21 protein-coding genes and 1 riboswitch are annotated in these 19712 nt (G+C 56.0%); of the genes, 15 read left to right on the plus strand and 6 right to left on the minus strand.

Translation table 11 applies throughout. From position 1 onward, the window contains the following. Positions 1-44: 44 nt before the first annotated feature. The 4 genes from bioB to bioD are packed head-to-tail and all read left to right on the plus strand — an operon-like array spanning position 45 to position 3634. A complete protein-coding gene (gene bioB, locus QMZ30_RS08700; RefSeq protein WP_034821141.1) occupies positions 45-1076 on the plus strand; it encodes a biotin synthase BioB in 1032 nt (343 codons plus the stop codon). Next, a complete protein-coding gene (bioF, locus tag QMZ30_RS08705) occupies positions 1076-2227 on the plus strand; it encodes an 8-amino-7-oxononanoate synthase (RefSeq protein WP_283227042.1) in 1152 nt (383 codons plus the stop codon). Before bioB ends, bioF begins: the two co-directional genes overlap by 1 nt. Next, complete coding sequence (bioC, locus tag QMZ30_RS08710) at positions 2211-2966, plus strand: malonyl-ACP O-methyltransferase BioC (RefSeq protein ID WP_283227043.1); 756 nt, start codon at positions 2211-2213, stop codon at positions 2964-2966. The genes bioF and bioC overlap by 17 nt, the downstream gene beginning before the upstream one ends. Then, positions 2963-3634 carry a dethiobiotin synthase gene (gene bioD, locus QMZ30_RS08715; protein ID WP_283227044.1) on the plus strand — a complete coding sequence of 224 codons (672 nt, stop codon included), beginning with the start codon at positions 2963-2965 and terminating at the stop codon, positions 3632-3634. The genes bioC and bioD overlap by 4 nt, the downstream gene beginning before the upstream one ends. Positions 3635-3732: 98 nt before the next feature. On the opposite strand, the gene QMZ30_RS08720 is transcribed toward bioD, so the two are convergent. Then, positions 3733-4449 carry an ABC transporter ATP-binding protein gene (locus QMZ30_RS08720; RefSeq protein WP_283227045.1) on the minus strand — a complete coding sequence of 239 codons (717 nt, stop codon included), beginning with the start codon at positions 4447-4449 and terminating at the stop codon, positions 3733-3735. 911 nt (positions 4450-5360) lie between these two features. Between QMZ30_RS08720 and uvrB the strand changes: the two genes are divergently transcribed. Continuing rightward, on the plus strand, positions 5361-7382 hold the full coding sequence (gene uvrB, locus QMZ30_RS08725) for an excinuclease ABC subunit UvrB (protein ID WP_283227046.1): 2022 nt from the start codon (positions 5361-5363) through the stop codon (positions 7380-7382). On the opposite strand, the gene QMZ30_RS08730 is transcribed toward uvrB, so the two are convergent. After that, complete coding sequence (locus QMZ30_RS08730; RefSeq protein ID WP_283227047.1) at positions 7366-7518, minus strand: hypothetical protein; 153 nt, start codon at positions 7516-7518, stop codon at positions 7366-7368. The two genes, uvrB and QMZ30_RS08730, sit on opposite strands and share 17 nt — an antisense overlap. After that, entirely contained in the window at positions 7519-8421 is a 903-nt protein-coding gene (locus tag QMZ30_RS08735; protein WP_039336608.1) for a gluconeogenesis factor YvcK family protein, read from the minus strand. 195 nt (positions 8422-8616) lie between these two features. Beyond that, positions 8617-8750: riboswitch (molybdenum cofactor riboswitch) on the plus strand. Here QMZ30_RS08735 and moaA point away from each other — a divergent pair. From moaA to QMZ30_RS08770, 7 genes are all read left to right on the plus strand, one after another. Then, on the plus strand, positions 8740-9726 hold the full coding sequence (moaA, locus tag QMZ30_RS08740; RefSeq protein ID WP_283227048.1) for a GTP 3',8-cyclase MoaA: 987 nt from the start codon (positions 8740-8742) through the stop codon (positions 9724-9726). Its footprint overlaps the riboswitch before it by 11 nt. A 17-nt stretch (positions 9727-9743) precedes the next feature. Then, a complete protein-coding gene (moaB, locus tag QMZ30_RS08745; protein ID WP_039336603.1) occupies positions 9744-10259 on the plus strand; it encodes a molybdenum cofactor biosynthesis protein B in 516 nt (171 codons plus the stop codon). A gap of 2 nt (positions 10260-10261) precedes the next feature. Further along, positions 10262-10744, plus strand: a complete 483-nt coding sequence (gene moaC, locus QMZ30_RS08750; protein ID WP_039336601.1) for a cyclic pyranopterin monophosphate synthase MoaC — start codon at positions 10262-10264, stop codon at positions 10742-10744. Next, complete coding sequence (gene moaD, locus QMZ30_RS08755) at positions 10737-10982, plus strand: molybdopterin synthase sulfur carrier subunit (RefSeq protein ID WP_039336599.1); 246 nt, start codon at positions 10737-10739, stop codon at positions 10980-10982. Before moaC ends, moaD begins: the two co-directional genes overlap by 8 nt. Positions 10983-10984: 2 nt before the next feature. Further along, positions 10985-11437: a molybdopterin synthase catalytic subunit MoaE gene (gene moaE / locus QMZ30_RS08760; protein ID WP_283227049.1), complete on the plus strand. Its 453-nt coding sequence runs from the start codon at positions 10985-10987 to the stop codon at positions 11435-11437. Between the two features lie 81 nt (positions 11438-11518). Then, complete coding sequence (locus QMZ30_RS08765; RefSeq protein ID WP_283227050.1) at positions 11519-12613, plus strand: DUF1615 domain-containing protein; 1095 nt, start codon at positions 11519-11521, stop codon at positions 12611-12613. A gap of 57 nt (positions 12614-12670) precedes the next feature. Next, positions 12671-13378, plus strand: coding sequence for a Bax inhibitor-1/YccA family protein (locus QMZ30_RS08770; protein WP_283227051.1), 708 nt, complete (start codon positions 12671-12673; stop codon positions 13376-13378). Positions 13379-13488: 110 nt separating this feature from the next. On the opposite strand, the gene QMZ30_RS08775 is transcribed toward QMZ30_RS08770, so the two are convergent. From QMZ30_RS08775 to QMZ30_RS08785, 3 genes are read right to left on the minus strand one after another with little or no spacing between them, the layout of a single operon-like run. Continuing rightward, entirely contained in the window at positions 13489-14463 is a 975-nt protein-coding gene (locus QMZ30_RS08775) for a lysylphosphatidylglycerol synthase domain-containing protein (RefSeq protein ID WP_283227052.1), read from the minus strand. Next, positions 14463-15707, minus strand: coding sequence for a cardiolipin synthase ClsB (clsB, locus tag QMZ30_RS08780; protein WP_283227053.1), 1245 nt, complete (start codon positions 15705-15707; stop codon positions 14463-14465). The genes QMZ30_RS08775 and clsB overlap by 1 nt, the downstream gene beginning before the upstream one ends. Beyond that, positions 15704-16465 carry an endonuclease/exonuclease/phosphatase family protein gene (locus QMZ30_RS08785; protein ID WP_283227054.1) on the minus strand — a complete coding sequence of 254 codons (762 nt, stop codon included), beginning with the start codon at positions 16463-16465 and terminating at the stop codon, positions 15704-15706. Before QMZ30_RS08785 ends, clsB begins: the two co-directional genes overlap by 4 nt. Positions 16466-16641: 176 nt before the next feature. On the opposite strand from QMZ30_RS08785, the gene QMZ30_RS08790 reads away from it, so the two are divergent. The 3 genes from QMZ30_RS08790 to dusC all read left to right on the plus strand — a co-directional run bounded on the left by QMZ30_RS08790 (position 16642) and on the right by dusC (position 19708). Next, on the plus strand, positions 16642-17034 hold the full coding sequence (locus tag QMZ30_RS08790) for a YbhQ family protein (protein WP_039336588.1): 393 nt from the start codon (positions 16642-16644) through the stop codon (positions 17032-17034). Positions 17035-17368: 334 nt separating this feature from the next. Continuing rightward, positions 17369-18748 (plus strand): ATP-dependent RNA helicase RhlE, encoded by a 1380-nt coding sequence (rhlE, locus tag QMZ30_RS08795; protein ID WP_283227055.1) that lies wholly within the window; start codon positions 17369-17371, stop codon positions 18746-18748. A gap of 3 nt (positions 18749-18751) precedes the next feature. Further along, positions 18752-19708, plus strand: coding sequence for a tRNA dihydrouridine(16) synthase DusC (gene dusC, locus QMZ30_RS08800; protein ID WP_283227056.1), 957 nt, complete (start codon positions 18752-18754; stop codon positions 19706-19708). The last annotated feature ends 4 nt before the right edge of the window (positions 19709-19712 follow it).

Genomic DNA, 19712 nt, shown 5'->3' on the forward strand with positions numbered 1-19712 from the left:
CCACGTTAATCGTCGGGATGAACCCCTTTTTTCTGGAGTAAGCAATGGCAAACCGCTGGACACTGACACAAGCTCAGGCACTGTTCGATAAACCTTTCCTTGAGCTGATGTTCGAAGCGCAGCAAGTTCACCGTCAGCATTTTGATCCGCGCCAGGTGCAGGTCAGTACACTGCTGTCGATCAAAACCGGTGCCTGTCCGGAAGACTGTAAATACTGCCCGCAGAGTGCGCGCTATAAAACCGGGCTGGAGTCCGAGCGTCTGATGGAAGTGGAAGCGGTGCTGGAATCGGCGCGTAAAGCCAAAGCGGCGGGATCAAGCCGTTTCTGTATGGGCGCTGCATGGAAAAACCCTCACGAGCGCGACATGCCGTACCTGGAGCAGATGGTGCAAGGCGTGAAAGCCATGGGCATGGAAACCTGCATGACGCTGGGCACGCTGGACAACACCCAGGCTGAGCGCCTGGCCAGTGCGGGTCTCGATTTCTACAACCACAACCTCGACACCTCGCCAGAGTTTTACGGCAGCATCATCACCACGCGCAGCTATCAGGAGCGTCTGGATACGCTGGATAAAGTACGCGGCGCAGGCATTAAAGTGTGCTCGGGCGGTATTGTCGGCCTGGGCGAAACGGTGAAAGACCGCGCGGGCTTGCTGGTTCAATTGGCGAATCTACCGACGCCGCCAGAGAGTGTGCCAATCAACATGCTGGTCAAGGTCAAAGGCACGCCGCTGGCGGATAACGATGACGTTGAACCTTTTGATTTTATCCGCACCATCGCGGTGGCACGTATCATGATGCCATCGTCTCACGTCCGTCTTTCCGCTGGTCGTGAGCAGATGAGCGAGCAAACTCAGGCGATGTGCTTTATGGCCGGTGCTAACTCCATCTTCTACGGTTGCAAATTGCTAACCACGCCGAACCCGGAAGAAGATAAAGATCTGATCCTGTTCCGCAAACTCGGCCTCAATCCAGAACACACCGCCACCACTGCAGGTGACAATGAGCAGCAATATCAGCTGAGTGAACAGTTGGTGCACGCAGATACCGAACAGTTCTACAACGCGGCAGTGTAATGAGCTGGTCAGAACGCATCGAACAGGCGTTGACCGCACGACGTGAAGCCGATGGCTGGCGCGTGCGGCGGCGTGTTGAACACAACAGCGTCCGTGAAATCACGCTGGAGGGGCAGCGTTACTGCCACTTCTCCAGCAACGATTATCTCGGCCTGAGCCAGCATCCAGCGGTGATTGCGGCCTGGCAGCAGGGTGCGGCGCAAGCGGGTGCTGGCGCGGGCGCTTCCGGCCACGTCACGGGCTATAGCCAATACCATGCGCAGCTGGAAGAGCAGTTGGCGGACTGGTTGGGTTACAAACGCGCCTTGCTGTTTATCTCCGGCTTTGCCGCCAATCAGGCGGTGATCCATCTGCTGGCAGAAAAGCAGGATCGTATTCTCGCCGATAAGCTGGCACACGCATCGCTGCTGGATGCGGCCAGTCACAGCCCAGCTACCCTGAGACGCTTTGCCCATAATCAGCCCGAGAGCCTGGCTAAACTGCTGGCAACGCCGTCGGACGGCGGCACGCTGGTGGTGACCGAAGGCATTTTTAGCATGGATGGCGACAGCGCACCGCTGGCCGCTATCGCGCAGGAGACGCAGCGTGGCAACGGCTGGTTGCTGGTGGATGATGCACACGGCATTGGCGTGTGCGGCGAGCAGGGCCGAGGAAGTTGCTGGCAGCAGGGCGTGAAACCCGAACTGTTGATTGTCACCTTTGGCAAAGGCTTTGGCGTCAGCGGGGCGGCACTGTTGTGCGATGAAGCCACGGCGGATTACGTCGAGCAGTTTTCGCGCCATTTGATCTACTCCACCGCGATGCCACCGGCACAATGTTGTGCGCTGCTGGCCGCGTTGCAGCAAATCCAACAGGGCGATGCGTTGCGTGAACGGCTAAACAGCCATATCGCTCGTTTCCGTGCGGGTGCCGCCGGTCTTCCATGGCAGTTGATGCCGTCAAACAGTGCGATTCAGCCACTGATTGTGGGCGAAAACAGTGCGGCGCTGGCACTGTCACAGCGTCTGGCGGCTGCCGGATGCTGGGTGAGCGCGATTCGACCGCCAACGGTGCCGCCGGGCACGGCACGGTTACGCATCACCCTCACGGCCGCACACCACACCGCAGACATCGACCGTCTGCTGGAGGCGCTATATGACGCTGCAGGTTAACAAGCAGGCGGTGGCGCAGGCCTTTGGTCGCGCGGCGCAGCATTATGAACAACATGCCGAGTTGCAGCGGCAGAGTGGTGATGCCCTATTGGCGCTGGCACCGGCGGGTTTTGGCCCGCACCTGCTGGACGCGGGGTGTGGCACCGGCTGGTACAGCCGCTACTGGCGCGATCGTGGGCGCACACTCACCGCGCTCGATCTCTCTGCCAGCATGCTGGATGCTGCTCGTACCCAGCACTCTGCACAGCATTACGTGCAAGGGGATATTGATGAATTGCCGCTGCCGGATAACAGCGTTGATGGCGTGTGGAGCAATCTGGCGGTGCAGTGGAGCAGCGATCTGCGCCTTGCACTACAGCAGTTCCTGCGCGTCACACGTCCCGGCGGCGCGGTGCTATTTTCGACCCTGCTTGATGGCTCGCTGCATGAAGTGCATCAGGCGTGGGCACAACTTGATGGCCGTATCCACGCCAATCGCTTTCTCAGCGAAGCGCAATTGACCTCAGCCTGCGCAGGTTTGCCGCTGCACGGTCAGCAGCAGATGATCACGCTGCACTTCCCCACTGCGCTGAGTGCGATGCGCTCGTTGAAAGGCATTGGTGCCACCCATCTGCATGAGGGGCGCGGCACAGGTGTGCTCACGCGTAAGCAACTGGCACAGCTTGAGCAGGTCTGGCCGCAAGATGAGCGCGGCTATCGCCTCAGTTATCACTTGATGTATGGAGTTTTAAGTAAATGACACGCTGGTTTATTACCGGAACGGACACCGAAGTCGGCAAAACGGTGGCCAGTGGCGCACTGTTGCAGGCGGCGAGCGCTGCAGGTTTACGTACCGCAGGCTACAAGCCGGTGGCATCGGGATGTGACATCACGCCAGCAGGGATCCGCAACAGCGATGCCCTGGCGCTCCAGCGCTACAGCAGCCTGGCACTCAGCTACGAGCAGGTGAACCCGATGGCATTTGTGGAACCGACCTCACCGCACATTGTCAGTGCGGAAGAGGGCAGGCCGATTGAGTTTGCTGCGTTGTCCGCAGGGCTGCGTGCGCTGGAGCAGCAGGCTGAATGGGTGCTGGTGGAGGGTGCTGGCGGTTGGTTTACCCCCTTATCGGCGACGCAAACCTATGCTGATTGGGTTGAGGCGGAGCAACTGCCGGTCATCCTGGTGGTGGGAGTGAAACTGGGCTGTATTAACCATGCGATGTTAACAGCAGAAGCGGTTAAGGCGCGTGGGCTGCGTCTGGCGGGATGGATTGCCAACGATATTCAGCCGCCCGGTAAACGTCATGCGGAGTACATCGCCACACTGCGTCAGCGTATTGATGCGCCGTTGCTGGGTGAGATTCCATATCTGGACAGCGAAACGCAGCAGGCCGAGTGCGGGCAGTATTTGACCCTGCCACTGTAAAGATATCCTTTCCAGGTGCGCATAAATGCGCACCCTACAACAATTTATCATTCGCCTGTAGGGGCGCCATTAATGGCGACCACACTAATCGGCGACCGCTATGTCGACGTTAACCACTTGCTGACAGTGATATCGTCCAGCTGTGCCACGCGGCCTTGTGCCACATTACGGCCCCGATGCAGCAGCAGGAAATAATCTGCTACCCGGCGGATAAACGACACGTGCTGTTCCAGCAATAACACCGTTAAACCATATTCGCGATTAAGGCGGCGGATCAGGTTGCCCATTTCCTCTTCCAGCCAGGGTGACATACCTTCAGTCGGCTCATCCAGAATCAGCAGCTTCGGCTGCAACACCAGCGCACGTGCCAGCGCAAGGTGCTGCTGCTGGTCCATCGGTAATTCACCGCTGCGCTGATGGCGTAATGAATAGAGTGCAGGAAACAGATCAAACACCATTTCCGGAATGGCTCGGCTGCGGTCATCCTGCGCGGCCATCAACGCAATCATCAGGTTATCTTCCACACTCATCTGCGAGAAAATATGGCGCCCCTGCGGCACATAGCCAATACCCATGCGTGCGCGCTGCTCGGCAGGTTGCAGCAGAAGATCTTCAGGCGGCGAGCCATCTTCCTGCCAGGTCATTGAGCCGCTATTGATTGGTAAGCGACCCATGATGCAGTTCACTAGCGTGGTTTTACCCATTCCGGGACTGCCCAGCACACCCGTACAGGTGCCAGGGGGCAGATCGAGATCGACATCCCACAGAATATGGTTGTGACCGTAAAACTGATTCACCGAACGTAAACTCAGCATCTGACATACTCCTTCCAGATTATTTGCCTGAATGCTCCCGCTCTGTGTCGTCTGGCATACAGTCGTGCACGATTGATAGTGGACACTGCTGTTACAGGTCTGCGCAGCAGACCCTATGGACTCGTCACTCCATAGTGATATACCTGCAATTCCCAGGCCAGATTAGTGCGACGGGGGCATCTTCATCAGAATCGAGGTAAAACAGCCCTTAAAAGATGAGAGATGCTTAATAATTCCACTCAGTAATAACCTGGCTGCACTTTGAGAGTGCTGAATGCTTAACGTTTCTGGTGCATCTGTTCGTTCATAAGGCAATGACTGAAGAAATGAATGGTCTTAACGCACGGTTTTTACGACAAGAAGGCTTGCTTAAGCTGCAAAAAGAATAGTTAAAGCGGTCTGAGGTGGGGGGAAAATAATCGCAAAAAAAAATATTTCGCACGCCTGGACAAGCCTGGGGAAAATTATACACAGCCGATGGGTTCAGGGCTGGATTCAGTTATCCACCATTCCTGTGGATAACCTTGTGCATTAGCGACTGAAAACCGGGCGCAAGCGAGGAAATACGCGGCCTGCATACATTATGCTGCGAAACTGGACTTTAAGGTCATTGTGAATAAAATCAGCAGGTTATTTAAAAGCAAGCCTGAGATTTTTCTGCCTTGTCATCGGACTGCAATTTAATGACGCTCTCTTGACAAATGTTAAAAGCGTTACGGCTCTGGGGATAACCTTGCGCAACAACATTTTGCTTTCTGCCGCTTTAATTGCACTGAAGCGAAACAACCCGTTTCCCCGTTATCGTGCAAGATATCTGTAAATATATCCAGTATTTTTTTCTGGCAAATTCGCCATAGCAGAGTAGAATTACCAGCCTGCCCGCCGACTTCTTCCGCAGGAACCGCAAAACCATGAGTAAAGCCTTTAAACTGAACTCTGCTTTCAAACCTTCAGGTGATCAGCCTGAGGCGATTCGTCGTCTGGAGGAGGGGCTGGAAGATGGGCTCGCGCATCAAACGCTGCTGGGCGTTACGGGGTCGGGTAAAACCTTTACCATTGCCAATGTCATCGCCGATCTCAATCGCCCCACGATGGTGATGGCGCCTAATAAGACACTGGCTGCCCAGTTGTACGGTGAGATGAAAGAGTTCTTCCCGGATAACGCGGTGGAGTTTTTTGTCTCTTATTACGACTACTACCAACCTGAAGCTTATGTGCCGAGTTCCGACACCTTCATTGAGAAGGATGCGGCGGTCAATGAACACATTGAGCAGATGCGTCTTTCCGCGACCAAAGCCATGCTGGAGCGCCGTGACGTGATCGTGGTGGCCTCGGTATCGGCCATCTATGGTTTGGGCGATCCCGATCTATACCTGAAGATGATGCTGCACTTAACGCGCGGAATGATCATCGATCAGCGCAGCATTTTGCGTCGTCTGGCGGAGCTGCAATATACCCGTAACGATCAGGTCTTCCAGCGTGGTACGTTCCGGGTGCGTGGGGAAGTCATCGACATCTTCCCGGCGGAATCCGACGACATTGGTTTGCGTGTGGAACTGTTTGATGAAGAAGTTGAGCGCTTATCGTTGTTCGATCCGCTCACGGGCCAAGTGGACTCGGTGATCCCGCGCTTTACCATCTACCCTAAAACGCACTACGTCACGCCGCGCGAGCGTATCCTGCAAGCGATGGAAGAGATCAAAGACGAGCTGGTGGTGCGGCGTAAAGTGCTGCTGGAAAACAATAAGCTGCTGGAAGAGCAGCGTATTAGCCAGCGCACCCAGTTCGATCTGGAGATGATGAACGAGCTAGGGTACTGCTCGGGTATTGAGAACTACTCGCGCTATCTCTCGGGTCGTGGCCCTGGCGAGCCGCCTCCGACCCTGTTTGATTATCTTCCGGCCGATGGTTTGCTGGTGGTCGACGAATCGCACGTCACCATCCCGCAGATTGGCGGTATGTATCGTGGTGACCGTGCACGTAAAGAGACGCTGGTGGAGTACGGTTTCCGTCTGCCGTCAGCGCTGGATAACCGCCCGATGCGCTTTGAAGAGTTTGAAGCCCTGGCGCCGCAAACCATCTATGTCTCGGCTACACCGGGCAAATATGAGCTGGAGAAATCAGGCAACGATGTGATCGATCAGGTGGTCCGTCCTACCGGGCTGCTGGATCCGATTCTGGAAGTGCGTCCTGTCGCGACCCAGGTGGATGATTTGCTGTCAGAGATCCGTCAGCGCGTGGCGATTAACGAGCGTGTGCTGGTGACCACCCTGACCAAACGTATGGCGGAAGACCTTACGGAATACCTGGTGGAACACGGAGAGAAGGTGCGCTATCTGCACTCCGATATCGACACCGTAGAGCGTATGGAGATCATACGTGATTTGCGCCTGGGTGAGTTTGATGTGCTGGTCGGTATCAACTTACTGCGTGAGGGGCTGGATATGCCGGAGGTGTCGCTGGTGGCGATTCTCGATGCGGATAAAGAGGGCTTCCTGCGTTCTGAGCGCTCACTGATTCAGACCATCGGTCGTGCGGCGCGTAACATTAACGGTAAGGCGATTCTCTACGCTGATAAGATTACACCATCGATGGAGCGTGCGATGGGGGAAACCGAACGCCGTCGCGAGAAGCAGCAGCGCTACAACGAAGAGCATGGCATTGTGCCGCAAGGTCTCAACAAGAAAATCACCGATATTCTTGAGTTGGGCAAAAACGTGGTGAAAACGCGTGGCAAAGGTAAGACGGCTTCACGCGTGGCGGCAGAAGAAGAGGCGAACTATCTGGCACTGACACCGCAGGCGATGCAGAAGAAAATTCACGAGCTGGAAGTGCAGATGCAGCAGCATGCGCAGAATCTGGAGTTCGAAGAGGCTGCCAGCGTGCGCGACCAGTTACACCAGTTACGCGAATTGTTTATCGCGGCGTCCTGATATTGGCAAGAATCGTTGCGGTCGCCATTAATGGCGACTCTACGCGAAACGCCGTAGTGTGCGCATTCATGCGCACCGAAATCGCCTGAATCGTCTGCTTCAGCGCAATGCGCACCAACTGGCGATTCATGCGCACTTAAAACGCCTGAATCGCCTGCTCCAGCGCAATGCGCAGTAACTGGCGGTCATGACGGTACTTGATGTCAGCGGCCTCCAGCGGTTCGCGCACAATCAGACGATCCTCTACACCACGTATGTCGGCTGCCGGGCTCACCACTACCGCATCAATCACGCGCTTCCCAATCGCCTTTTCCATAATGGCCAGCTTATCGGCCACGGTCAGGCTGGCAGCTGCAGGGCTTAATTCACGGCCAAGATTGCCAATAAACACCATGGTGGCAGGGGTACGGCGTAATGCGCGCGTCATCTCTTCCATTAGCAGAATCGGCATCAGGCTGGTGTAAAAGCTGCCGGGGCCAATCAAAATCAAATCGGCTTCAGCAATCGCATCCAGCGCCTCTTTGGTGGGGATCACGTTCGGGTGCAGCATCAGCTCTTGCGGCGGTTGCTTCATCTCATCGATGGCGGTCTCACCGTACACCATGTTGCCTTCGCAATCCTGGGCTACCAGATCAACCGGCTGCTCCGACATCGGAATCAAAAAGGCATCGACCTTGAGCAGATTACGAATGATGTTGATGGCTTCCAGCGGACGTACGCTGAGGTGATCGAGTGCTTTGAGTATCAGATTGCCAAGATTATGGCCCGCCAACTCGCCGTTACCTGCGAAGCGATACTCGAACATCGCCGATGCCACACTCGGCTCGGTGATCAGTTGATTGATGCAATTACGCATATCACCCCAGGCAATGCCGCCTTCCGAACGACGAATGCGCCCGGTGGAGCCGCCATTATCGGTGGTCGTCACGATACCGGTCAGGCGCGAACCAAGCGGTGCCAGTGCGGACATCACACGGCCAAGGCCATGTCCGCCGCCAAGCGCCACTACGCGATCTAAATCTGCCAGGGTACGATTCATGCTATTCCTTAAAAGCTAACAACTGCCTGGTAAGGCGCAGTTGAAATGATGTGTATCAATATCTACCGCGCATTTTAACGTATCCTGCTGCGAAAATGCGGTGAAAAATCGTTATGTATCAATATATATAGCGAAATTCACTCATGGATGCGAGAGGCAAATCGCGCTACCATCCCTATTAACCGTGTTGTCGATAACGACAGCAGACTCCCAAGCCTTGCATGCCTAAGTCGAAAGATAGGGCTGCCTGGCCGTAGCGTAAGCTGCCAGGGTGCAGAAAGAAATGACTGCATCTCCCGTATTTGGAAAGGTGTTCAGGTGCCACAATTTACAGATGCCTATGCGCGCAGCTTTTACTATCTGCGCCTATCGGTCACGGACGTGTGTAACTTCCGTTGTACCTACTGCTTACCCGATGGTTACAAGCCGAACGGTACGCACAACAAAAGCTTTCTCTCGCTGGACGAGATCCGTCGCGTGACGCGTGCCTTTGCGGCTGCGGGCACCGAAAAAGTGCGCCTGACTGGTGGCGAACCCTCTATGCGTCGCGACTTCACCGACATCATCGCGGCGGTGCGGGAAAATCAGGCGATCCGTCAGATTGCTGTGACCACTAACGGTTATCGCCTCGCGCGGGATGTGCAGGCGTGGCGTGATGCGGGACTCACCCACATCAATGTCAGCGTCGATAGCCTTGATGCGCGCCAGTTCCACGCGATTACCGGTCAGGACAAGTTCGCTGAAGTGATGGCCGGCATTGATGCTGCCTTTGTTGCGGGTTTCGAGAAGGTCAAAGTCAACAGCGTGCTGATGCGCGATTTGAACAGCCACAGCCTGGAGACTTTCCTGGACTGGATCCGCACGCGCCCAATCCAACTGCGCTTTATCGAGCTGATGGAAACCGGCGAGGGCGGCGATCTGTTCCGCCGTCACCATATCTCCGGCGAAGTGATCCGCGATCAACTCATCATGCAAGGTTGGCAACGCCAGACGCGCGGGCGCAGTGATGGCCCGGCACAGGTGTTTCGCCATCCTGATTATCAGGGTGAAGTCGGCCTGATCATGCCCTACGAAAAAGATTTCTGTGCCAGTTGTAACCGCTTGCGCGTCTCAGCCATCGGCAACCTGCATTTATGCTTGTTTGGCGATAGCGGCGTGCCGCTACGCGATCTGCTGGCCTCCGATGCCCAACAAGATGAACTGCAGGCGCGTATCGCGCATAGCCTCGGGCAGAAAAAGCAGACGCACTTCCTGCATCAGGGCAACACGGGCATCACGCAAAATCTCTCCTTCATTGGTGGCTAAACACAGGAGTTACAGCCATGGGTAAACCGACCGGCGAATTTGTCGCCTTGAATGTGGCGGTGATGACCGTCTCAGATAGCCGTGATGCCAGCAACGACACTTCGGGTGATTACCTGCGCGAGGCGCTGACGGAAGCCGGACACCAGGTGGTGGATCGCGCCATCGTGCCGGATAATCGTTATCGCATTCGCGCAACGGTATCGCGCTGGATTGCCAGTGAAGATGTGCAGGTGGTGATCGTCAACGGCGGCACCGGATTCAACAGCAAAAACAGCACACCAGAAGCATTGCTGCCGCTGTTTGATCGTGAAATCGATGGATTTGGCGAGCTGTTCCGTATGTTCTCCTACGAAGACATTGGCAGCTCGACGCTGCAATCGCGCGCGGTGGCTGGCCTCGCGAACCAGACATTGATTTTCGCCGTACCGGGTTCCACCAACGCGTGTCGCAGCGCGTGGGAACGCATCATTGAAGAGCAGCTGGATGCGCGCACGCGTCCCTGTAATTTTGTCTCTCATTTGAAGAAGTTGTAAGCATGTCATTAACGCATATCAATGCCGCAGGCGAAGCCCATATGGTGGATGTCTCTGGCAAAACCGAAACGGTTCGTGAAGCCCAGGCCGAAGCGCTGGTGCTGATGCGCGCCGAAACGCTGCAAATGATCATCGACGGCAGCCACCACAAGGGCGACGTGTTCGCTACGGCGCGCATCGCCGGGATTCAGGCGGCGAAACGCACCTGGGAGCTGATTCCACTCTGCCATCCGCTGATGTTGAGCAAGGTGGAAGTGACCCTGGTGGCGGAACCCGAACACAGTCGCGTGCGAGTGACCTCGCGCTGCCGTCTGACCGGGAAAACCGGCGTCGAGATGGAGGCGCTGACGGCCGCCTCGGTTGCCGCCTTGACCATTTACGATATGTGCAAGGCCGTGCAGAAAGATATCGTCATCGACCAACTGCGCTTGCTGAGTAAAAGCGGCGGCAAATCCGGCGATTTTCAGGCGGTGGCGCATGATTAAAGTGCTGTTTTTTGCGCAGGTGCGCGAGCTGACCGGAACCAGTACGTTAGAACTGGCACCGGAATATCAGGATGTGGCTTCGCTGCGTGCGGCGCTGGCTGGAAAAAGCGACCGCTGGGCGCTGGCGCTGGAGTCCGGCAAGTTGCTGGCGGCGGTGAATCAAACCCTGGTGCCGATGAGCCATCCGCTGCGCGCCGGAGATGAAGTGGCCTTCTTCCCGCCGGTGACCGGAGGATGAGCATGGAAACCCGCATTCGCGTTGGCGTCGAACCTTTTGATGTCGGTCAGGAGTATGCACAACTCGCCGCCCATGACAGTGACGGTGCCGTGGTGACCTTCACTGGCAAAGTGCGAAATCACAATCTTGGCGACAGCGTGGCGGCATTAACGCTGGAACACTATCCCGGCATGACAGAAAAAGCGCTGGCGGAGATTGTCGAAGAGGCACGCCAACGCTGGGCATTGCAGCAGGTGGCGGTGATTCACCGCGTGGGTGAACTGTTTCCCGGTGATGAAATCGTGTTTGTTGGCGTCAGCAGCGCGCATCGCAGTAGCGCCTTCGCGGCCACAGAATTCATCATGGATTACCTGAAAACCCGCGCACCGTTCTGGAAGCGTGAAGCCACGCAACAGGGCGAACGCTGGGTTGATGCGCGCGACAGTGACCATCAAGCCGCCGAACGCTGGAAGTAGGGCGTAAATTCCGCCTGCGCCGATAGCCGCAGCCCACTGAAAACGTTAAGGTACGGTTTTTGTTGGCTATCAGGGAACAGGATGAACACCACTAAAATGCTGAAAGGCGCAGCGCTGCTCACCGCGCTGGTGTTGGCGGGATGTAGTACGAAAAAAGAGCCGCAGGCACCGGCACGTCAGCCTGCCGACGTCAAAAGCCAAATCCAACAGTTACTGCCCAGTGACGTGAAGCAAAAAAGCGGCTGGGCGGATGACATCTACACTGCTTTTCGTGTGCAGCAGATCGATCCCAGCGTCAGCAATGTCTGTGCGGTGATCGCCGTCGCCGATCAGGAATCCAATTTTAATGCCGATGCGCCCGTGCCGGGATTGCCGAAAATCGCCTGGGGTGAAATCGATCGCCGTGCCGCGAAAGTGCATGTTCCCGCCTTTTTAGTGCGCACTGCCTTACTGATCAAATCCCCCACCGGCGAAAGCTACGCGGCACGCCTGGACAAAGTGCGCAGTGAGAAAGAGCTGAGTGCCATTTTTGATGATTTCATCGATATGGTGCCGATGGGACAGAAGTTGTTTGGCAACTTGAATCCGATTCATACCGGTGGGCCGATGCAGGTCAGCATTGAATTTGCCGAAGCGCACGCCAAGGGCTATCCGTATCCGATTGACGGCTCCATTCGTCGTGAAGTCTTTACCCGCCGTGGCGGTATCTACTTCGGCACCTTACATTTGCTGGGTTATCCGGCAGATTACAGCCAGCCACTGTATCGCTTTGCCGATTTCAATGCCGGATGGTACGCCAGCCGCAATGCCGCCTTCCAGGCCGCCGTGGCGCGCGCCAGTGGGATAAAGCTGGCGCTGGATGGCGATTTGATTATGTATGGCAGCGAGCAAGCCGGTTCGACCGAATTAGCGGTGCGCACGCTGAGTAAACAGCTGGATATGAGCAACCGCGAAATCCGCCGCGATCTCGAGAAGGGCGACACTGAAAGTTTCAGCGGCAGCACTTTGTGGAAGCAGACGTTTATTCTGGCCGACAAAATGGCGGGCAAACGTCTGCCGCGTGAGATGCTGCCGGGCATAAAACTGGAGAGCCCGAAAATCACCCGCAACCTGACCACCGCGTGGTTTGCGCAGCGCGTCGATGGCCGATATCAACAGTGCTTGACGCGCCGTTGACGCAATGCGGTGTAGACTCCACACTTAGAGCGTTTGTCTAACTTAATGAGGTGCATCATGGACCGATATCCACGTAATGATTCAATCGTGCAGCAGGCATCAACCGGGCTGCAAACCTATATGGCGCAGGTCTATGGCTGGATGACCTGCGGCTTACTGCTGACGGCCTTTGTCTCCTGGTTTGCCGCGCGTACGCCCGCTGTGATGGAGCTGGTGTTTGCCAACCGCATCACCTTCTTTGGGCTGATTATTGTGCAGTTGGCAGTGGTGTTTGTGCTGTCAGGCATGGTGCATCGCCTGAGCAGTACGCTCGCGACCGGGCTGTTTATGCTCTATTCCGCGCTGACCGGATTGACGCTAGCGAGTATCTTCCTCGTCTATACCTATTCATCCATTGCCAGCACCTTCTTCGTGACGGCAGGGATGTTTGGGGCGATGAGCTTCTACGGTTACACCACCAAGCATGACCTGAGCCGTTTCGGCAGCTTGCTGTTTATGGCGCTGATCGGGATTGTGTTGGCGTCACTGGTGAACTTCTGGCTGAAAAGCCCGGCGCTGATGTGGGCCATTACCTATATCGGGGTGGTGGTGTTTGTCGGTCTGACCGCCTATGACACGCAGAAGCTGAAATCGATTGGCGAGAGCATTAACGTCAACGATAAAGAGAACCTGCGCCGCTACTCGATTATGGGTGCGCTGACGCTGTATCTCGACTTCATCAACCTGTTCCTGATGCTGCTGCGCATTTTTGGTAACCGTCGGTAATCTCTCTGCATCTGTAACGGTGCGCATAAATGCGCACCCTACAGGTAATTGCTCTTTAAATGTGCACCCAAAAATCCTGTAGGGTCGCCATTTATGGCGACCGATATAAATTACCGTGCCTCCGGTTTCGCCATTTTGCGCTCATTCTTCTGCCGCAATTGCTTCGCACGGCTCTCCAGCAGCAAATACAGCACCAACGCCAGCAACAACGGCAAAATAAAGTACAGCACGCGATAAGCCAGTAGCGCGGCGATAATCGTACCGTGCGAAACCTGTTCCCCTGCCAGCAGCGCAAGAAACACCGCTTCCAGCACGCCGATCCCGGCGGGAATATGGATGATCACCCCAGCGATACTGCTGATCAGCAACACGCCCAGCACCTGCGGATAATCCACCTGGCGTGCCAACAGTAGCCAGATGATCGCCCCCATCACCAGCCAGTTGGCGCTGGAGACCGCAAACTGCAACAACGCCATGCGCAGTGAAGGCAGTTGCAGATGCTGACCTTTCACCGTCCACTGACGCTTTTTCGCAAAGGTACAGGCCCATAAATAGATAGCGACCAGCACTAACAGCGCTGCACCAATAATGCGCAGTGTGTTTTCGCCGATAAACCAGCGCGGCGGAATCGGCACCATCCCCGCCACAAACACCACCCCAGCCAGTAAGATATAGCCCAGCCAGTTAGTCGCAATGCTCATGGAAAAGATGCGGGTGATAGTGCCGCCGGGCAGTCCCAGGCGCGAATAAAGCCGATAGCGCATCGCCACGCCACCCACCCAGGTGCTCAGCGTCAGGTTAAAGGCGTAACAGATAAACGACACCAGCATCACCTGACGTTTGGCCAGTTTGTGCCCGCAGTAGGCGCGACCAATCAAATCATAGACGCCATAGGTTAGATAGCTGACCACCACCAGCGCGGCGGCACCGAATACCACGTAACGGTTATAACCCACAATCACCTGATAGACGTCTTGCCAGTTCACTTTGCGCGCGTAAATCACCAGCAGCACAATCACGGCGATAAAAAACAGCCAGGTGAGGATTTTTTTGGCCCATTGCCAGCGCGAATGTTTTTTGCTCATCAGGGTTTCGCTCCTTGATTGTCGGTTTCGACCCGATCCTGGGTTTCCATTTCCGGCTGAACCGGCGGTTCCACCTGGCTCAGCAGTGGGGTATGCGCCGGCAACCAACCCGCGATGGCCGGGAAATGGCGTAGGAAGTGAAACACAATCACGCTTTTGGTCAGATGCCACCAAGTACGCGGCGGCAGCTTGTCATCCTGTACGCGCTCGCAATCCTGCTGTAATAGTGCTTCCAGATTTTCGCGCAGCGTCTGATTGAAAGCGCGATCGTGCACCATCAGATTGGCTTCGAGGTTGAGTGACAGACTGAGCGGATCAAGATTGCTGGAGCCCACCGTGGACCAGTATTGATCCTGCACTGCGATTTTGCCGTGCAGCGGGCGGCGGCAATACTCATAAACCTCTACACCGGCATCCACCAGATAGTTATAGAGCATCTCAGCACCGACTTTGACAATCGGCATATCGGGTTCACCCTGGACGATCAGCCTGACGCGCACGCCACGCTGTGCGGCACTGCGCATCTCGCGCAGCAGCCGATAGCCAGGGAAAAAGTAGGCGTTGGCGATAATCACGTCGTGCTTCGCCTTACGCAGCATGTCGAGATAGTGCTGCTCGATGTCATCGCGATGCTGATCATTATCGCGATAGACAAACAGCACCTGAGCTTCACCCGGCATGGCATTCACCGCCAGTCGTTGCGAACGGCCTCCCCACCAGCGCCGCGTCACCTGTTCACTGCCCATGGCTTGCTGCACGTAACGCGCAATATCCAACACCACCGGTCCGGTGACCTCCACCGCATAGTCCTGCTTGGCTTGCGGACCGAAGTCGGTGTTGTGTTCGTCAGAGAAGTTGATACCCCCCACGAAGGCCAAAGCGTCATCCACCACTACGATTTTCCGGTGCAGGCGGCGGAACACATTGGTGCGCATACCCAGCACCAGCGGGCGCGGATCGTAATAGAGAAAGCGCACACCCGCTTCGGTGAGGCTGTTGACGAATAGATCGGATAAATCAGGCGAACCGTAGCCATCCACCATCACTTCGACATGGACGCCACGCCGGGCTGCCGCCAGTAAATCGCTATGGAGAGACTGGCCAACTGAGTCCTCGAACAGAATAAAGGTTTCCAGCAGCAGCGAACGCTGCGCGCCTTTAATGGCTTCAGAAACGCGCGGGAAAAACTGATCGCCATTTTCCAGCAGCCGAAGTTGGTTGCCATCACGCCAGCTAAAGTTCATAGCAAGATCTCCACTGCCAGCGGGGCGTGATCGGAAAGATGTGACCAGGGTTTGACCGGCAGCGCCCAAGGATGGCTGACCGTGGCGTTGCGGATGTATATGCGATCAAGGCGCAACAGGGGAAAACGGGCCGGAAAGGTGCGCGCCGGACGGCCGTTTTTCATGCTGAATACTTCCTCAAGGCCGGCGCTGCGTTGCAGAAAACGATTGGCACGAACTTGCCAGTCGTTGAAATCACCGGCCACCACCAGCGGCGCATCATGCGGCAGCGCGGCGATGTGTTCACTCATCATTTTCATCTGCGCCTGGCGATGGTGTTCCTTCAAGCCCAGATGCACGCAGAAGACATGCAGCGGCTGCGGGCGGTCAGGCAAGCGAATCTGGCAGTGCAACATGCCGCGTTTTTCACTTCCTGCCACAGAAATATCGAGGTTTTCATATTCAATAATCGGAAAACGTGACAATATCGCGTTCCCGTGGTGTCCTTCGGGATAAACCGCATTACGACCATAGGCAAAATCATGCCACATGGTGTCAGCCAGATACTCGTAATGAGAGTGTTCTGGCCAGTTTTCGATGTGCAGCGAATGGATAGCGTGGGTGCCCATCACCTCTTGCAGGAAGACGATATCCGCGGAGGTTTCGCGGACGGCGTCACGCAATTCCGGCAGGATAAAGCGGCGATTAAAGCTGGTGAACCCTTTGTGGGTATTGATCGTCAGGACTTTAAATGAAAATCCTTGCGTGATTTGTGGCATACTGCGACGCGCTCCTTTTCATCATCAACAGCATAAAGTGTAGTCTTTGTCACAAATGGGTGGTGAGTGGAGCATAAAATTAGGGCGTAATCCGAAATTTGCTTTACATTGAGGAAATCCGTCTGGCCGCAGCCAGATACACTTGGGCGACCTGTTGGGTCTGCCAGGAGAAATGAATGAAATGGTCTAATCGTGTTCAGATTGTTACCGGTCAAACCTGCTTGCATATTGCCATGCACCTGTTGGTGATTGCAGCGCTGGTGTGGGGCTGGAAGCATAAGGCGCTGGTTGAAGTGAGCAGTACCCTGGTAGCCGCTTATGCGTTGGTGTTTATCGCCATGCTGGCTCTGCAGCGTAGTGCCCGTTTACGCCGATTTGGCGATTCTCTGGAAGAAGTGACGACAACCTATTACTTCGGTGCAGCGATGCTGACGCTGTTCCTGATTTCCCGCTTCATCCATAACAACCTGCTGATCGGTTGTTTGGGCGTGGTGATGTTGGTGGGGCCGGCACTGGTGTCACTGCTGGCCAAAGAACCCGCGCATCGCGTGGAGAAAAAACGCAGTTAATGTTTGGCGGGGCCATTCGGCCTGCTGTGAAAGAAGGAGCCATTTATGGTTCCTTTTTTTATGGGTAATCGGGTCGCCATCACTGACGACCTGACAATAAAGAAAGGCACACATAATGAGTACATCGGTAAAACCGTAGGGGGTGCATTTATGCGCCCCAAAAAACACCCTCGCGGTAATGGCTGTCGCAGTCCCAGCCGAAACCTGCTAAACTCTCGCCCTTACGCATGGTAGTTTGTGCCCTTTTCACACGTGAGCCTCAGGCTTGCGTCATATCCCCCCTGAAAACTACATCGCTGACGGCGATCAGGGCGGTTCGGAGTAATACACCTGCATGTCTTTTGACTCTCTCGGCTTAAGTGCCGATATTTTGCGTGCGGTAGCGGAACAAGGCTACCAAGAACCGACGCCAATCCAGCGTCAGGCTATTCCTGTAGTACTGGCTGGCCGTGACCTGCTGGCGAGTGCTCAGACCGGTACGGGTAAAACCGCCGGCTTCACGCTGCCACTGCTGCAGCGCCTCAGTGCCAATCCTTCCACTGCGCGCGGTCGTCGCCCGGTGCGTGCACTGATCCTCACCCCAACCCGTGAACTGGCGGCGCAGGTGGGCGAAAACGTCCGTGAATACAGTCAGTACCTCAACATCCGTTCGCTGGTGGTTTTCGGCGGCGTGAGCATTAACCCGCAGATGATGAAACTGCGCGGTGGCGTCGATGTGCTGGTGGCGACACCGGGCCGTCTGCTGGATCTGGCGCATCAAAACGCCGTCGATCTGTCTCAGGTTGAAATTCTGGTACTGGATGAAGCGGACCGCATGCTCGATATGGGCTTCATCCACGATATCCGCCGTGTACTGGCGCGTCTGCCAGCCAAACGTCAGAACCTGCTGTTCTCTGCGACTTTCTCTGATGAAATCAAAACCCTGGCGGAAAAACTGCTGACCAACCCAGAACAGGTTGAAGTGGCGCGTCGCAACACCGCTTCTGAGCAAGTTTCACAGCAGGTGCATTTCGTTGATAAGAAGCGTAAGCGGGAACTGCTGTCGCTGATGATTGGTCGTGATAACTGGCAGCAAGTGCTGGTGTTCACCCGTACCAAGCATGGCGCTAACCATCTGGCCGAACAGCTGAACAAAGATGGCATTACCGCAGCGGCTATCCACGGTAACAAAAGCCAGGGCGCACGTACCCGTGCGTTAGCGGACTTTAAATCTGGTGGTATTCGTGTGCTGGTGGCGACAGATATCGCCGCGCGTGGCCTTGATATCGAAGAGCTGCCACACGTGGTGAACTACGAGCTGCCAAATGTGGCTGAAGACTATGTACACCGTATCGGTCGTACCGGTCGTGCGGCAGCTACTGGTGCGGCGTTGTCACTGGTGTGTGTTGATGAGCACAAACTGCTGCGTGACATCGAACGTTTGCTGAAGCGTGAAATTCCGCGCATCGAGCTGCCTGGCTTTGAAGTCGATCCAAGCATCAAAGCGGAGCCGATCCAAAACGGACGTCAGCAGCAAGGTCGCGGTCAGGGCCGTGGTCAAGGCCAGGGTCGCGGGCAGGGCGGTAACGTTTCTCGTCCTCACAGCGGCCACGCGCCACGTCCGCAAGGCGAAGCACGTCCAGCACGTCGTCAGGGTGGCAATGCGGGCCAGGCTACGCCAGCGGCTAACAGCGGTCGCCGTCGTCCAGCCCCTAAGAAGAGCGGGAATATCTAACCCATGAGGGTCTTACTGGCGCCGATGGAGGGCGTGCTGGATTCACTGGTGCGTGAGTTGCTCTCCGGGGTGAATGATTATGATCTGTGCGTCAGCGAGTTTTTGCGCGTGGTCGATCAACTGTTGCCGGTAAAATCCTTTTGGCGTTTGTGTCCTGAGCTGCACAACAGCAGCCGCACCCCTTCCGGCACGCGTGTGCGTATGCAGCTACTTGGGCAATATCCCGAGTGGCTGGCAGAAAACGCTGCGCGTGCGGTGGAACTCGGTTCCTGGGGCGTGGATCTCAACTGTGGTTGCCCGTCAAAGCTGGTTAACGGCAGCGGCGGCGGGGCGACGCTGCTGAAAGATCCTGAGCTGATCTATCGTGGTGCCAAAGCCATGCGTGAAGCGGTGCCTGCCCATCTGCCGGTGACGGTCAAAGTGCGCCTGGGCTGGGATTCCGGTGAGCGCCGCTTCGAGATTGCCGATGCGGTACAACAAGCCGGGGCCAGTGAACTGGTGGTGCACGGTCGTACCAAAGAAGAAGGCTACCGCGCTGAAAGCATCAACTGGCAGGCGATCGGTGAGATTCGCCAGCGCTTGTCGATTCCGGTGATCGCCAACGGCGAGATCTGGAGTTGGCAGGACGCGCAGGATTGTCTGCGCATCACCGGCTGTGATGCGGTGATGTTAGGGCGCGGTGCGCTCAACATCCCCAACCTCGGCCGTGTGGTGAAGTACAATGAAGCGCCCATGCCATGGTCCGAGGTGGTTGAACTGCTGCTGAAATACACCCAGTTAGAGAAGCAGGGTGATACCGGCATGTACCACGTGGCCCGCATTAAACAGTGGCTGGGCTATCTGCGTAAAGCCTACAACGAGGCCGATGGGCTGTTCAGTGAAATCCGTACCTTACGTGTTTCCGCTGAGATCGCCACAGCGATTGAACGCCATGCGCAGCAACTGACCGCACACGCATAGCGCC

The sequence above is a fragment of the Pantoea sp. EA-12 genome (assembly GCF_030053355.1).
GTDB lineage: Bacteria > Pseudomonadota > Gammaproteobacteria > Enterobacterales > Enterobacteriaceae > Pantoea > Pantoea vagans_C.